Raw genomic sequence first — 15,009 nt, 5'->3', positions numbered from 1 at the left:
TTCGTAATTCGTAATTCGTAATTCGTAATTAAGTTTTGTGACGGGGATTTAGCGCTGCATTGCGGTCTTGGGGTCTCCCCAAGAGGAGCAACTTTGCAAGACAGACCCCGACCCAAAACGCGCTGTCTGTAGAGACAGGGGACTTAAACCCCCAAAGTTCGTTAAAAAGAAATTTATTGTCCAAAATTGTTATCCATCTTGAAAGGGCTAGTACAGTACGGCGGAAATAAACAGACCATTTGAAATGTCTAAAACCCTTACGCAACGGTAATTACGAATTACGAATTACGAATTACGAATTACGAATTACGCGAAGCGTTACTAGTCTTAAAATAGGGAAAGGGAAAGGGGATAAAGTTTTTCCCCTTTCCGCATCTTCTGCAAGAAGCTTGTTAATTTCTGACTATGGAAAATAAGGACTGAACATCAGTCAACGGTAAGTGCCATAGTAATTTTGGTTGCCAAGTATCTGGGTCAAGTTGAGAATGACAACCGCGTTGGTACGCTTTTATTTTTTAAAAGATCATTCATTATTGAGGGTTGCCTTGTTGACGACGCGAAGGAGCATTTTGACGATATTGCTCTAATTTTTGGCGCTGTTCAGGGGTTAAGATTGCTTGAATCTGTTGTTTCTCAGATTCCCGAATTTGTCGCATTTGGGTTTTCTGTGCTTCAGTCAGATTTAAGTCAGCAAAATTACCCTTACGTTGACGTTGACCTGCTTGCCGTTCACCTTGACCTGTTTGGCCCTGAGCCTGACGCGCTTGTTTAGCTGCTTCTAATTTTGCCTTTTGTTCTGGGGTCAAAACTGCTTCAAATTTGGCGCGGCTATCGCGGCGAATTGTCTGAATTTGGCTTTTTTGGGTATCTGTCAAACCCAAGTTTTTCCAAGGCCCCCTTTCTTTTTGTGGAGTTTGTGCTAGTAAAACGGGTGAAGGAGAGGCTGTTTGAGCATCAACAGCAAAGGAGGTTGCAGTTAAAGTTAGAGCGATAGCCCCAGCGACTAGCGATAATGCTTTGAGTTTCATTTCTTGTGGGTTTTTCCTGGTTGGTTGTCACTATCATAAGAACTTATCTTTACTAATTACATGAGGAGAAAGTCATGGTTATACCCATGACTTTAGTCATGATTGAATTTTGATAAATTTGATTAACAATAAATAATGAGGAGTTAGGAGAGACGCGATTAATCGCGTCTGTACAGGAGTTAGGAGAGACTCTAATTCATCACTTGAGCCAAGCAACAATGAATCATCCAATTAAAATTAAGAAACATCCTTTTCCATCTCTGCTTTATCTGGAGTGGATACTACTAGCAATAACTGCATTGACAGCAGTGATACCACCTCCATTACGACGATTTCGTCCTAAACCTCCAGAACTAACAATCTGTGGTTTATTTCCAGATTTATCAATCTGTGATTTATTACCTGAACTATCAATTTATAGCTTGATTCTTTTTGCATTAATGGGCTTAAGATTACCCAGAAGTAACCAGATATATAAAGTGATATATACAGTTATTGAAGTTTTATTAATTTTAATAACTGGATTATTTGGTGAAAGATTTTCTCGTCTATTCCCTTTTCTTTACATAATTTTGGTTACTCGTAGTTGTCTAGTATTTAATTTACCTGGCCGTTTATTTGTTACATCTCTATCCTTTGTATTATTTCTATTGACGACACAATTAAAATACCAACTATTCAATCTACAAACATCACCACAAGCACAAGAAAAATTTCGATTTCTTATCTTGAATTCGTCGCTAGTATTTGGCTTGAGTTTGGTTTTTGTGTTGTTAATGATGAATGCAGTATTATCTGAACGGCACAGTCGAGAAAAGCTAGCGATCGCTAATGAAAAACTCCGTGAATATGCCATGCGAATTGAAAATCAAGCTACCTTAGAAGAACGTAACCGCATTGCTCGTGAAATTCATGATTCATTAGGACATTCTCTCACTGCTTTAAATCTGCAATTAGAAACTGCTTTAAAACTATGGCAATCTAACCCGGGTAAGGCTGAAACATTTCTAGCAACAGCAAAGGAATTAGGTTCAAAAGCACTAAAAGATGTCCGTCAATCTGTTTCTACTATGCGTTCTAATCCCTTACAAGAACAATCTTTAGAACGGGCGATCGCTAGTCTTTTAGAAAATTTTCATCGCTCCAATGGCATTTTACCAATTTATCAAATTAACCTCGAATATTCTCTACCACCTGAAATCAACACTGCTATTTACCGGATTACTCAAGAATCTTTGACAAATATAACTAAATATGCTTATGCAACCGAGATTAAACTGGAACTTGCTACGGCAAGAGGAAATTTACGATTGATAATTCAGGATAATGGTAGAGGTTTTGATTTAGGGCAAAATACTACTGGTTTTGGGCTTCATAGTATGCGCGATCGCACTTTAGCACTTGGAGGCGAGTTTAATATTAACAGCGCTCCTGGTTCTGGTTGCAAAATTACAGTTAATATCCCCTTAATGAGGTTGAGATGATGATTAAAGTATTGTTAGTAGATGACCAAGGTTTAATTCGTCAAGGATTAAGAGCGTTATTAGAATTAGAACCAGATTTAGAGATTGTGGGAGAAGCAGAAAACGGTGAACAGGCGATTAATTTGGTTGCTGAATTCCAACCAGATGTAGTATTGTTAGATATCAGAATGCCTATTATGGATGGAGTTGCAGCGACCAAAGAAATTCAAAAACGTTTTCCCAAAACTAAAATTTTAGTACTGACGACTTTTGATGACGATGAATATGTATCAGCCGCGTTGCAAAATGGGGCAATGGGTTATTTATTAAAAGATACACCCTCAGAAGAATTAGCTGTTGCGATTCGTGCTGTTTATAAAGGATATACTCAATTAGGCCCAGGTATAGTTAAAAAGCTGTTAACTCAGTTTTCTAATGGTACACCAATCCAGTCAACACCTGTACCATCTACTTTAACTGAACTTACTCCTAGAGAAAAAGAGGTTTTGCGGTTAATTGCTACAGGTGCTAGTAACCGAGAAATTGCTCAAGAACTCTATATTTCTGAGGGGACGGTAAAAAATCATGTAACAAATATTTTAAACACATTGAATCTGCGCGATCGCACTCAAGCTGCGATTTGGGCAAATACATATTTATCCTATTTGAATTAACCAAGTTAAATAATTCGTAATTTATGATTTTAACCTTTAAATTAGCTGTAGTTGCGGTATCAATACGGTTCGGTTAAGGCAGGAGACGCGATAAATCACCGTCTCTACAAAGGACTGATTATTGTAAACGGCGATTTATCGTGTCTTTGCGATCTAGGGCTTTCAAGACTATCGTTACTCAATAATCTATTGTTCTGAATTACCTTACTTTTTGACTAAAAAATATGCTGTAGCATAGTCAGGTAATTGGCTGATATTTTGACCAAATTCTTTTTTATTATTAAATACACCTGCCAAAAAATCTAGCTGATAAAGATTGGGTAAAAAGGCTCCCCCTGTATCAGCAATTACTCCCATTCGCAGATGTTTGCGACCACCTTGAGTATGCTCAATCACAACCACTTTACCTAAACCAATATTTAAAACATCTCCGGCAAAAGTGACTCCGGGTTTGATAGAAATTTTGGCATCTATCTTATATCCATAGCCTTTAATAGCATCAACTTCTCTAAAATACCAATAACGCTTTTGTGCTGTTGCCTTCAATCCGCGAATATAAGACATTCCATTATTTCTATCTACATTAAAAAATGCCTTATAACCATCTGTAAAATTAATCAGGATTGTTCCTTCCATAATTGCTTCTTCTAAACCATTTCTGGTTAGATAAGCGAGAGTGGTAACTTTTCCAAATTCTTTACCGCCGGGTTCATAAATACCTGATAAAACATCCTGTTTGGTGTATCTTGTATAGAATTTGTCGTTATTAGCGTTTTCTTTTAAGCTATAAATTGGTATATTAAAAGTAGAGGTTTTCTTCTTAGAACCGGGATGAGTAAAGACAGCATATTTGGTAATTCGTAATTGCTTTTGCTGTTTATTCTTTGGGTTATAGGCAGACCATTTAATAACCCGAAAATTGGTATTGATAAAGTTAGGATCTTGCAAACGAGTAGTTCGATTGTTAGCAATATCCTCCTTTAAGACAGCAATCATGAAATTCAAAGTGTTGAGAACATCTGGCACAGTTACTCCTTGAGTCGCAAGCATTCCTGTACGGAGAATATCTGGGTCTTCTGAAGAGTAATCTTGAAAATATTTTCTAGTATTAACGAGAACAGTTAATAAATCTCCTTGATTGAAGTTAACCTTACTACTTGGCAGTTTTGCTGGGCTAACAACTTGGCTGCCATTAATACTAAATTTATATTTTTTGAACTCATCGACAACTGGATAGGGTGCAGATGCAGCTAGCAAATTTTGCTTATCTATAATTTCATCAGATATTTGTTGAGCAACAAAAGGATTTTGAAAATTTGCGGTGAGAGAAATCTGTGATGGAAGTGGGGCAGAATTTTCTGGTTGAGTAAAGGGCTGATTTTGTTGGGCTAGCTGTTTAGTTTTTGACTGACTATATAGATGGCTACTGGCTAAACTGACAAATAATAAGGCAGCACAACCTATTGTGAAGCGAAATTTTGGGCTGGATAAGATATTCATAACTTGGAAAGTAAGTTTCTAATACTAAATAATCAATGTTATGTTTCTACCACCTCACGCACTAATTGCGCCAATTTCTCGGCACTATCGGGAACTGCGATCGCATGAGCGTTTTCACCCATCTTTGCTAGCTCTTGCGGTGACTGCAACAAATTCAACACATTACTTTGCAATATTTGTGTCGTCAACTCCGATTGTTTCAGTGTTAACGCCGCACCAGATGAAGTAAATACGTCTGCATTGTAAGATTGATGGTCTTCTGCGGCAAAGGGGTAAGGAATCAAAATCGCTGGCGTTCCACACACTGCCAATTCTGTCAAGCTACCTGCACCAGAACGACTAATGGCAAGAGTTGCTCGTTGCAACAACGCTGCCATATTGTTGTAAAAAGGTAAGGCTATGTACTGTGGATGTTTGAGACTATCCGCTTCTGGATCGCGATCGCCAGTTAAATGTACTACATAAGCACCAGCATCAAACCAAGCCTTTGCAGATTCGCGCACCAACTTATTAACCGCAACTGCACCTTGGCTACCACCAAAGACGACAATTAAGGGTACACCCTCTGGAATGGCTAAATCCAGGGGTGAATTAATTGCCCCATTAAGAAATTGCGCTCTTACGGGAGTACCAACACAGACATTTTTAGCACGAGGCAAATACTTAGCAGCTACTTCAAATCCCAAAGCTACCGCACTACACCAAGGGCCAAAAAAGCGAGTTACTTTACCTGGTAAGGCGTTAGATTCGTGAAAAACCACGGGTAAACCGAGGGAACGTGCCGCAATGACGGCTGGTCCGGCAATGTAACCCCCTGTGGTAAACACCCCTTGAAAATTTCCCTGCTTCAGAATTCGTCTGACTTCTATAATCGAACCAGCGAGTTTAGCCAAAATGCGAATCGAGGAGAGTCCAAACCCTTGCTGAAACCCTTCAACTGCAATAGTATTCAAGGGATACTCTTTAGGGACAAGTTGACTTTCTAGCCGATTGGGTACTCCCAGCCATTCGATTTGATAATCTGGAAGTTTTTCTGCCAGTGCGATCGCTGGAAACAAGTGTCCACCAGTCCCACTGGCAGCTATTAATAATCGTATCGGTGCGTTTGCCATCAAACCTCTACCGTTTAGCGTCTAGCTTAACTAAGATAAAACAATTTCCTGACTTTCTCTCATCAAATCAGTAAACTCTTGCCAATGACTCAAATTATTACTGCTTTCGCGAAACGCCAACTCAAATTTCCAGCCAGTATTTGGCTGGTTTCGTTCCTGCTAACCCTTGGTTTAACAAGTGGTTGGCAACGCACTCAAGCAACGACACCACAGCAATTAGCACAAGCTGGTACAGTTCAAAATGCACCAAGCAATCTAAAAAGCCTGTTGACACAAGTCGATGCAGCTGCCAGCAAGGGTGATGTCAAAGGGGTGTTGCAATTCTACAGCCCCTCTTTCACTCATGGGGATGGATTAAACCTCCAAACCCTAGAAAAGTCTTTGGTTTCACTTTGGCAACGATATCCTAAATTACAATACAGTACCAAACTGCTATCTTCAAAATCGGAAGGCAATGGGATTATTGCCGAAACAGAAACGAAGATAACTGGCTTACCCTCCAGTAGTGCGAATAATTTGGCTCTCAATGCCACGATTAAATCGCGTCAGCGCATTGAAAGCGGTAAAATTGTCCGCCAAGACATTTTGGCAGAACGCACCCTACTTACCTCTGGCAGCAAGCCACCCAAAATTGATATTAAGTTACCACAACAGGTACTAGTTGGTCAGAAGTACAATTTTGATGCGATCGTCCAAGAGCCACTTGGGGATGATTTTCTCCTAGGAACGGCGCTAGAGGAAACCATCCAACCAGAGAAATTTCTCAACCCCACACCCGTAGATTTGCAATTATTAACATCCGGTGGACTGTTTAAAACGGGACAAGCACCATCCACCCCTGGTAGCCAATGGGTTTCTGCTGTCATCCTGCGAGGTAATGGGATGACGATGGTAACTCAACGCCTACAAGTGGTGAAGAAATAGGTAAGAGTTAGTGCGCTACGCTACCGCTAGCGTACTAAAAATCTGGATGGTCGTTACCTTTAATTTCTGACATTTGCTTGAGATAATCTGGAGTTATAAGTAAGTTGGTAGAAATAAACCAAATTATGTTATGAAACGTAAACAGGCTTAAAATCCTTACTAATGACAAAAGACAAATGACAGCCCTTGCCAGTTAGCTTTAATTGCGCCAACCTACTTATTAAAGCCTTTCACGAGTAGCGATATGTCTCTAAATGAACTGCTACCTACTGTCGAGCAATTATCACACCAAGACAAATTACGCCTAATTCATTTTCTGCTGCTAGCAGTAGCGAAAGAAGATGGCTGTAATTTAGAGTCTACAGAGTCTACAAATATTATAAATCCAGAAGATTTACTGCTCAAAGAACTGGCATCAACGGTCGCGGTTGTATGGTCTCCTCACGAGGCATATGAAGCTAGCCAAACATTATCAAACCTTCTTGAGGCAGCGAGAAAAGAGGGCGATGCTTGAGGGTAAGAGATTTCCTTTCATCGAGCGAAGCAATAGCCTTGGTCTTTCTAGCACCATGCCGTACCTCCCACTGACGTTAACCTACAAAACCTGCTCTGTAGAAGTTATGGCTTTGCTAGATACAGGTGCAAGCGTCAATGTTTTGCCTTACGAAATCGGTCTGCAACTAGGAGCAGCCTGGGAAGAACAGACAGTCCCAGTCCAGTTAAGCGGAAATCTGGCTTGTCTGGAAGCACGCGGCTTAGTTCTATCAGCTACAGTTGCTGAATTTTCACCCGTCCTTCTCGCGTTTGCATGGACAGAATCAAGAGAAGCTCCTTTGATTCTCGGACAGATGAATTTCTTTGCAGAGTTTGATGTGTGTTTTACCGCTTCGATTTAGCTTTTGAGTTACGTCCAAGAAAAAAATAAATATTAATAGCTGAGAAAATATGTTTGTACTCAGTAACTTGCTAAATTGCTAAACTTTGTATTTAAATTAACACTGGACTCTTGACTTTTGACTAACAATGACTTCCCTACAAAATCAAATCATTTTGATTACTGGCGCAAGTAGTGGTATTGGTACTGCTTGTGCGAGAATCTTCGCTGGTGCGGGTGCAAAACTAATCCTAGCGGCACGGCGGCTAGAACGTTTGCAGCAGCTAGCAGATGCTCTCATTAAAGAATTTGGTACTGAAATCCATTTATTACAGCTAGATGTGCGCGATCGCAACGCTGTCGAATCTGCCATTTCTACTCTACCGTCTGCCTGGTCTGACATCGACATTCTCATTAACAATGCTGGTCTAAGTCGTGGTTTAGACAAGTTGCATGAAGGCAGCTTTCAAGACTGGGAAGACATGATTGATACTAACGTTAAGGGTTTACTTTATGTTTCCCGTTATGTTGTTCCGGGAATGGTGAGTCGCGATCGCGGTCATGTGGTAAATTTAGGTTCCATTGCTGGACATCAAACCTATCCCGGTGGCAATGTCTACTGTGCTACCAAAGCTGCTGTGAGAGCAATTTCTGAAGGTTTAAAACAAGACTTGTTGGGAACGCGGGTACGTGTAACTTCCGTTGATCCTGGTATGGTGGAAACGGAATTTAGCGAGGTGCGGTTTCATGGAAATACTGAACGCGCTAAAACAGTCTACCAGGGAGTTACCCCCCTGACAGCAGATGATGTGGCTGATGTGATATTTTTCTGCGTGACGCGATCGCCTCATGTCAATATTAATGAAGTTGTGCTGATGCCTGTTGACCAAGCTAGCGCTACGTTAGTTAATCGGCGAACATAAGAAATAACCCATCTTAAGAAGATTAATTTGTTAACAATCCTTTAACGCTAGTTGGAAAATCCACAGGAAATCTGAGGAGATACGGAAAGCTATAATTTTTTGAAAAAATTATAGCTTTTGGTTGTAGATGATTGCGGAAATTGTTTTGATTCTCTTGTAGTTATATAATTTCTATTTATTAAAATATAAAATAAGCATCTATCTTAAGAGAGATGTTTTAGGGTTAATCTTTTTATATGCATTTTTTAGAACTAGATTATGCAAAAATGATTTTTACTAGTACATAAAATTCATATATGTTATGCCAAGAAAAGTGCTGACTATTAATAGCATGGCGGATCAACTCCAAGAAAAATTTTCGGAAATGCAGGATTTAAACAAAGCTTTATTGCAAAGTGAAACCCGCCTGAAACAATTTCTTGACGCTATACCTGTGAGTGTTTCAATAGATGATAGTAGTAGGCTACTCTACTATACTAATCGAGCTTCACAACAGTTAGTCAACGTAGAGTTATTACCATCTATCGAATACGAAAAAGTAGCAGAATATTATCAAATTTATTTAGCTGGAACTGACCAGTTATGCCCTGCTGATGAACTGCCAATTGTATATTCTTTAGCTGGTAAAACTGTCCATGTTGATAATCTTGAGTTCCGCCACCCGAATAAAACTATCCCTGTAGAAGTTTTAAGCACCCCAATTTTTGATGAATCGGGGAAAGTAATATATGCGCTCACCGTTTGTATTGATATTACCGAACGCAAAAAAGCAGAGAAGATCCTAGCTGATTATAATTCGATTTTAGAGCAACAGGTTAGTGAACGTACCCTGGAACTACAACGAGAAATCGCTGAACGCAAGCAGGTAGAGCAAGCACTTCTAGAAAGTGAGACGCGATTTCGGCTATTGGCAGAGGCAACATTTGAAGCGATCGCTATTACCGAACAAGGCATACTTTTAGACACTAACCAAACCTGTGCTGAGATGTTTGGTTATGAACTTTCTGAGTTGCTTGGTATGCGTGTCATAGATTTTATTGCTCCTGAATACCGGGAACAGGTGATGCAGAAGATTCGCTCTGGAGATGAAGCAATTTATGAAACCGTTTGTCTCCGTAAGGATGGAAGCACATTTCCGGCTGAGATCAGAGCCAGAGTCATGTCATATCGTGGGCGTACCATCAGGATGGCTGCAATACAGGATATCACTAGTCGTAAGCAGGCTGAAGAAGCAACCGTATTGGCAGAACGTAACCGCTTGGCACAAGAAATTCACGATACTTTAGCACAAGCCTTCACCGTTGTTATTGTCCACTTAGACACCGCCTCACGAAAACTGACAACAGATATAGAAGTAGCACAGACATTAATCAAAGCAGGGCGAGACTTAGCTGATTCTGGGCTAACTGAAGCACGCCGTTCGATAAAAGCATTGCGCTCTCAATTATTAGAAGACGGCGACATTTTTAATGCTCTCAATCGCTTCACCACTCAGATGTTTTCCCCTACCAATACACATATTGTCTGCCAATTAATAGGCGAGATATACCCCTTATCTCCAGATGTTGAAAATAACCTACTCCGCATTGGGCAAGAAGCATTAACCAATGCCTTTAAGTATGCCCAAGCTGGAGAAATCCAAATTGAACTGGCGTATCAAGAAAGCCAGTGCAGCTTGCGGATTAAAGATGATGGACAAGGGTTTGATATGGGGAGTGTGTCTGTTATCAACAGCTTTGGGCTTTTAGTCATGAGCGAACGGGCTGAACGCATCGGGGCAAAACTAACAATTCAGAGTTCGCTAGGACAGGGAACAGAAGTTATTGTATTGGTCAATGGGAGGAAACATGAAGAAATAGCACGCAAGCAGGGGGAGATTAATGATTTATAGCCAAGCTGATGGATTTATTTGCTAAACCAGATAAAAATTAGTGTAATTTGCGTAAAATTCTCGTTTTTTGTGGATATCTATTTAGGGCGTTGCATAAATGCCTGATGAATTAAGATTTTTAGCCAAGGGTAAACCTAGATTCTTTGAGCTTTTGCGCCTACCCTGCGGGAACGCCTGACAGCGAATGGACGAAATCAAAATTCATCTCACTAATTAGCAACGCCCTATTTAGTTGCATTTGACAGCAAATTCAATCCAAGTCTGAGTTTTAGATGCTTCGGCTTGTCTAGGACACACTCCGCGAACGCAATCATTTAACTTAGCTACAAATGCTGCCTCACAACACCGAGAGTAAACGATCATGAGCCAATCCAATGTTATTCGCATCCTGATTGCTGACGATCATCCCATCTTGGGACAAGCTTTAACAATGTTTCTTCAATGTGAGCCAGACATGACTGTAATTGGCCATGCTGGCGACGGGCGAGAAGCGTTAGAACTTTTCCACCAACATCAACCCGATGTGGCACTAATGGATTTGCGAATGCCTAAGATGGAAGGTGCTGATGGGATCGCAGCCATCTGTGCTAAGTTTAAACACGCCCGAATCGTTGTGTTGACTACCTTTGATGGCGATGAAGACATCTATCGGGGATTACGGGCGGGTGCAAAGGGCTATCTCCTCAAGGGCGCAGAACCGAACGAACTCTTGGATGCGATTCGCACTGTTCATAAAGGTCAAAGGTATATTCCGCCCACTATAGCAGCCAAGCTAGCCGAGCGGATGGGTAGTGAGGAATTGAGCGATCGCGAATTAGAAGTGCTGCGCCTGATCGCCAAGGGCAAGAATAACCAGCAGATTAGCAATGTCCTCAATATCGCTGAGAGTACTGTCAGATTTCATACCAATAATATTTTCGGCAAATTGAACGTTAGCGATCGCACTCAAGCCCTAGTCACCGCACTGAATCGGGGGATTGTCAGGCTGTAGTCGCATTTTCTTTACCTCACATTTTGATAGGTTTAAAACCCAACATTCAGCTAGTGACAAAGTTGAGCTAGTTTTCTAGGCTTAGTATATTCACTTAGTTTTGGTTTGTACAGATGCATGGGGGGCGATCGCACTAATTAAATTGGGTGATAGTGGCGATTGCAATTCCCTACTTTACAAATCAACTCTTGTGTGAATAAAACTCTAGCGCCAACTTCCGTGCGGTTCTGCAATAGTTAGATGGAGCAAGAATTTCCCATTTCTATCTCACTCATGCATAAGTTGATTTTGCTTGCACTTAATTAAAGAAGGAAGGGCAGCACATAAGTCTGAATTACATAATCAGATTTTTGTCAATGCGTAAGTCCTAGTCGGTAAGATGCGTTCAAGAGGCTTGATTTTGCTTTGTAAATGACAAATTTGTTGACTGTAATAAGGTATTAATATGGATTACACAATCGTCAAAGATAGAGACAGATCAAACAAGCAAGAAAAAGCACAGATTTTAGTAGAGCAACCTAAGTGGACTCTTGAAGAAATAGCACTATCTAAAAGCACACTTGACCAAATTGACCAGATGGTTGCTTACACACAAAACAGAGAGAAACTTTTGAATCATTGGCAATTTAATCGCTTTCTGAAAACAGGAAGTGCTTTGAGCGTTAACTTTTTTGGCGTACCAGGTACAGGTAAAAGCATAACGGCTGAGGCAATTGCTTATAAATTTGGAATGTCAATTATTAAAGCTAACTATGGTGAGCTTGAATCTTCTTTCGTAGGAGGAACATCTGATAACTTAGCATCAGTTTTCAAAACGGCAGAAGAAACAAAAAGCTTACTATTCTTTGATGAAGCTGATGCTGTCCTCAGTAGAAGAATCTCCAATCTATCACAAGCAGCCGATCATGGTGTGAATTCAGCAAAAAGTACTTTGCTCACTCTCTTAGATAAATTCAACGGGATTATTGTGTTTGCCACAAATCTTTTTGATAACTATGATGAGGCTTTTTTGAGAAGAATTCTTTTCAATATAGAGTTTTTAGCTCCAGATTTAGTAATGAGAGAACATCTATGGAGGTTTCACTTATCTGAAAATGTACCCAAAGAAGTAAGTTATGAGCATTTAGCTAATATTAGTAATGGGCTTTGTGGTGGTGATATCAAAAATATCACTATTAAATTAGGTTTACAATTGTTAACTGGAAAGGTAAAAAGCATTAATGAGGCTTTAGTAAAAGAAGAAATTCAAAAGTATACAGAAGTCAAACTAAGGCATAGTAAAAAAACAGTGTTAGCCGAAACTACTGTGATAACTGAAACTACTGTGAATGGATCTGATAAAAACATTATGGAGAAAGAATTTTATGCCAATTGATCCAATTTCTTGGGCAATAATTATAGGAAGCTTTGTTGCTGGATATGCTGTTGGTTATTTCTGGGATGAAATCAAGGTATGGGCTACTCGAATACTAGGCTACATAATTGATGGTTTAAACAGAGCGATTGAAGTTGCTTCAAATGCTACAGTGTTTCTTGTAAAAAAGGGAACTCGTGTTTACAAAAAAATAGAAGTCATTGTCAGGAATTTTGCGACAGGTAAATATTTTAAGAGATATCAAGATGAAGAAATATCTCCCTATGATGTTCCTGAAAACGCTATGTCTGAACTATCGGCAAATCCTAATGTACCAGTTTATCAATATACACATAATTAACAATGGATAAACAAGAAAGCCTTCAAGATAAGTTTGGTAAACTATTCAACAATGTCACGAGCATCCCTAAGAAACTCGCAGACGCAGTAGAGGAGGGATTGAAAGAAACTTCTGATTTAGTATGTGTTCAAGAAGAAGTGTTGAATTTTGAGCTAATTGAAGAAGATGTGAGACGGATACAAGGAGATATGAAAGCCAGAGGTGATATAGTTCTTAGCAGCCATCTTATCTTAGATAATGAGCGTAGCCTTATGGAAATTAAGACTTACACTAAGAGAGGTGATAAGACTTTTTTGATCACAGTTGATGCTGAAGTAAAACGAGTAATAAATATTACCTCTGACGTTTTAGACGAACTAAAAGAAAAAGGGCGTGTTGAATTAAGTTTAAAACTTTAGAGAATAGTAAAAAATCAAAACCACTGGTGTAAAACTGGTGGTTTTTCTTTACAGCAATTCTAAATTTGGCTCTCTAAGAGGAATTGGCTGGACGGATGGGGTCAAATTCATCTAACATAAAAGAAATCAAATGCCGCCACGAGTCAAAAATAAAGTAGGTAGTTAAGGTTCGCAAATCATTGAAGAAACGTTTGCGAGTGCCCAAAAGAGAGCGAATCTGTTGGTAAGATAGGTCAACTAGATGTAAGACCGTGTGAAATAAGAAAGCCAGCAGGTTTAAAGTCAGTAAAAATGAAGCCAAATGTTGTTTCCCATGTCCAAAGTTGTACTCAAGTTAGTCAAAAGGAATGTACAAAAAATTGTAGACAAGAACATGGCTAGATTATAGAGAGACTACTTCCACTGACAGTTTAAGCGATTGCTACATTCATAAATCTGCTAGATTACGATGCCTTTTGACTCGCCGATGCAGCGTCTACGCAAGTCAAGTAAATAGCTTAGTGGCGTGAGGATGAACAGTGAGCCTAAGAATACTGACCTGCTGAAATCAACCTCTTGCGTTCTTCTAACCGCTCTGATTGATTAAATTGGAGAATTACAACAGTTACTCGCCCTTCTGCTGTCAATGGTGCGATCTCTGCTCCATTCATCTGAAAGTGATCACTCCATTTTTGAGTCCTTGGATTGAAAAAGGGTGTTAGTTTTCCTGTTTCAGGATCGATTGACCCCAAATCAGTACCCTTTGCACGATTACAGTATGGGCAGGCAAGAGCTAGATTCTCTGCTTCAGTAGTGCCGCGATGTTTTTCGGCAATAATATGTTCCATCTCAAAGCTAAATAGTGCAGCACTTCCAGGAAATAAGCAGTACTCACACCTTTGGTTGGCTCGTTCAATTATGAGTTTCCGCAAGTGGGCTGACACATAAGTCATGGGTTTTGGCGTAATTGCTCGAATGCATGAGCTTTTGCCATACGGACAAGATGTTCTATCGTCAGATAGCGTTCTAGTTCAGCTTCACCTTTCGCTGAAAGTGTTCCTACTTTACTCTGTGCTAGCAAATCACTGACACGAGTCTGGAATTCCGGTGATGGTCGAATTTCCAAAATTTGTTCTGGTGTAGGCTGACTTGCTAACAACCCAATAATCTCCTTCTCATCAAGAAAATTGCCAGACTGTTCGCTTAACAATTCTTGGAGACCGCGTTCTACTATCTCTTGTAAGCGGTCTTGGAACTGCTGTAATTGCTGTCCTAGCTCCTCAGATACCTCAACAGTGATTTGTATCATCTAGCCCTGTTGTTTTTCTAACTTAATCTATTAGCTTAAGTCTAGCTACAAATCCTTCTATTAGCTTAAGTCTAGCTATAGATAAAGCATTTAGATATCGTGTACTGCTAATTTCTGCGATCGCACTAACGACTTCAACCACTAAGTTTAAGCGATCGCCCCAGTGAAATTACGGCTTATCGCTGCCAAAATTGCATATTAATAACTTTCATAGAGGCGATGTCTACG

At 39.9% G+C, this 15,009-nt stretch carries 15 protein-coding genes and 3 pseudogenes; 11 read left to right on the top strand and 7 right to left on the bottom strand.

The window, feature by feature from the left end:
- Positions 1 to 530: 530 nt before the first annotated feature.
- A complete protein-coding gene (locus tag HWQ36_RS26225; protein ID WP_292708311.1) occupies positions 531 to 1,028 on the bottom strand; it encodes a P pilus assembly/Cpx signaling pathway, periplasmic inhibitor/zinc-resistance associated protein in 498 nt (165 codons plus the stop codon).
- A gap of 218 nt (positions 1,029 to 1,246) precedes the next feature.
- On the opposite strand from HWQ36_RS26225, the gene HWQ36_RS26220 reads away from it, so the two are divergent.
- Together HWQ36_RS26220 and HWQ36_RS26215 are read left to right on the top strand one after the other, a co-directional pair.
- Positions 1,247 to 2,512, top strand: a complete 1,266-nt coding sequence (locus HWQ36_RS26220) for a sensor histidine kinase (RefSeq protein ID WP_292708309.1) — start codon at positions 1,247 to 1,249, stop codon at positions 2,510 to 2,512.
- The gene (locus tag HWQ36_RS26215; protein WP_292708317.1) at positions 2,512 to 3,165 is read left to right on the top strand and encodes a response regulator transcription factor; all 654 of its coding nucleotides are present in this window, start codon (positions 2,512 to 2,514) and stop codon (positions 3,163 to 3,165) included. The genes HWQ36_RS26220 and HWQ36_RS26215 overlap by 1 nt, the downstream gene beginning before the upstream one ends.
- 204 nt (positions 3,166 to 3,369) lie before the next feature.
- Here HWQ36_RS26215 and HWQ36_RS26210 read toward each other — a convergent pair whose 3' ends face one another.
- Together HWQ36_RS26210 and murG are read right to left on the bottom strand one after the other, a co-directional pair.
- Entirely contained in the window at positions 3,370 to 4,665 is a 1,296-nt protein-coding gene (locus HWQ36_RS26210) for a hypothetical protein (protein ID WP_292708307.1), read from the bottom strand.
- A gap of 38 nt (positions 4,666 to 4,703) precedes the next feature.
- Positions 4,704 to 5,777, bottom strand: coding sequence for an undecaprenyldiphospho-muramoylpentapeptide beta-N-acetylglucosaminyltransferase (gene murG / locus HWQ36_RS26205; protein WP_292708305.1), 1,074 nt, complete (start codon positions 5,775 to 5,777; stop codon positions 4,704 to 4,706).
- A gap of 84 nt (positions 5,778 to 5,861) precedes the next feature.
- Between murG and HWQ36_RS26200 the strand changes: the two genes are divergently transcribed.
- From HWQ36_RS26200 to HWQ36_RS26180, 5 genes and pseudogenes are all read left to right on the top strand, one after another.
- Entirely contained in the window at positions 5,862 to 6,701 is an 840-nt protein-coding gene (locus HWQ36_RS26200) for a nuclear transport factor 2 family protein (protein ID WP_292708303.1), read from the top strand.
- A gap of 244 nt (positions 6,702 to 6,945) precedes the next feature.
- The gene (locus tag HWQ36_RS26195; protein WP_292708301.1) at positions 6,946 to 7,215 is read left to right on the top strand and encodes a hypothetical protein; all 270 of its coding nucleotides are present in this window, start codon (positions 6,946 to 6,948) and stop codon (positions 7,213 to 7,215) included.
- Positions 7,208 to 7,626: pseudogene (locus tag HWQ36_RS26190) on the top strand (retroviral-like aspartic protease). Before HWQ36_RS26195 ends, HWQ36_RS26190 begins: the two are co-directional and overlap by 8 nt.
- Before the next feature lie 98 nt (positions 7,627 to 7,724).
- On the top strand, positions 7,725 to 8,498 hold the full coding sequence (locus HWQ36_RS26185; protein ID WP_292708299.1) for an SDR family oxidoreductase: 774 nt from the start codon (positions 7,725 to 7,727) through the stop codon (positions 8,496 to 8,498).
- A 301-nt stretch (positions 8,499 to 8,799) separates the two neighbouring features.
- Positions 8,800 to 10,389 carry a PAS domain S-box protein gene (locus HWQ36_RS26180; protein ID WP_292708297.1) on the top strand — a complete coding sequence of 530 codons (1,590 nt, stop codon included), beginning with the start codon at positions 8,800 to 8,802 and terminating at the stop codon, positions 10,387 to 10,389.
- 231 nt (positions 10,390 to 10,620) lie between these two features.
- On the opposite strand, the pseudogene HWQ36_RS26175 reads toward HWQ36_RS26180, so the two are convergent.
- Positions 10,621 to 10,728: pseudogene (locus HWQ36_RS26175) on the bottom strand (four helix bundle protein); the annotation flags it as partial.
- Positions 10,729 to 10,750: 22 nt separating this feature from the next.
- Between HWQ36_RS26175 and HWQ36_RS26170 the strand changes: the two are divergent.
- The 4 genes from HWQ36_RS26170 (at position 10,751) to HWQ36_RS26155 (ending at position 13,493) form a co-directional block, all read left to right on the top strand.
- A complete protein-coding gene (locus HWQ36_RS26170) occupies positions 10,751 to 11,380 on the top strand; it encodes a response regulator transcription factor (RefSeq protein WP_292708295.1) in 630 nt (209 codons plus the stop codon).
- A 445-nt stretch (positions 11,381 to 11,825) separates the two neighbouring features.
- Complete coding sequence (locus tag HWQ36_RS26165; protein WP_292708294.1) at positions 11,826 to 12,755, top strand: ATP-binding protein; 930 nt, start codon at positions 11,826 to 11,828, stop codon at positions 12,753 to 12,755.
- Positions 12,745 to 13,095, top strand: a complete 351-nt coding sequence (locus HWQ36_RS26160; RefSeq protein WP_292708292.1) for a hypothetical protein — start codon at positions 12,745 to 12,747, stop codon at positions 13,093 to 13,095. The genes HWQ36_RS26165 and HWQ36_RS26160 overlap by 11 nt, the downstream gene beginning before the upstream one ends.
- Before the next feature lie 2 nt (positions 13,096 to 13,097).
- On the top strand, positions 13,098 to 13,493 hold the full coding sequence (locus HWQ36_RS26155) for a hypothetical protein (protein WP_292708290.1): 396 nt from the start codon (positions 13,098 to 13,100) through the stop codon (positions 13,491 to 13,493).
- 73 nt (positions 13,494 to 13,566) lie between these two features.
- On the opposite strand, the pseudogene HWQ36_RS26150 reads toward HWQ36_RS26155, so the two are convergent.
- The 3 genes and pseudogenes from HWQ36_RS26150 to HWQ36_RS26140 form a co-directional block, all read right to left on the bottom strand.
- Positions 13,567 to 13,827, bottom strand: a pseudogene (locus tag HWQ36_RS26150) (ISNCY family transposase); the annotation flags it as partial.
- Between the two features lie 190 nt (positions 13,828 to 14,017).
- Positions 14,018 to 14,425, bottom strand: a complete 408-nt coding sequence (locus HWQ36_RS26145; RefSeq protein WP_292708288.1) for an HNH endonuclease signature motif containing protein — start codon at positions 14,423 to 14,425, stop codon at positions 14,018 to 14,020.
- On the bottom strand, positions 14,422 to 14,781 hold the full coding sequence (locus tag HWQ36_RS26140) for a hypothetical protein (RefSeq protein ID WP_292708286.1): 360 nt from the start codon (positions 14,779 to 14,781) through the stop codon (positions 14,422 to 14,424). The genes HWQ36_RS26145 and HWQ36_RS26140 overlap by 4 nt, the downstream gene beginning before the upstream one ends.
- Positions 14,782 to 15,009 lie beyond the last annotated feature (228 nt).

Origin of the sequence: Nostoc sp. NMS2, from assembly GCF_017115105.1 — a bacterium.
Lineage (GTDB): Bacteria > Cyanobacteriota > Cyanobacteriia > Cyanobacteriales > Nostocaceae > Nostoc.
Note: the sequence above shows the minus strand (reverse complement) of the source record. Positions and strands in the feature narration are given on the sequence as shown.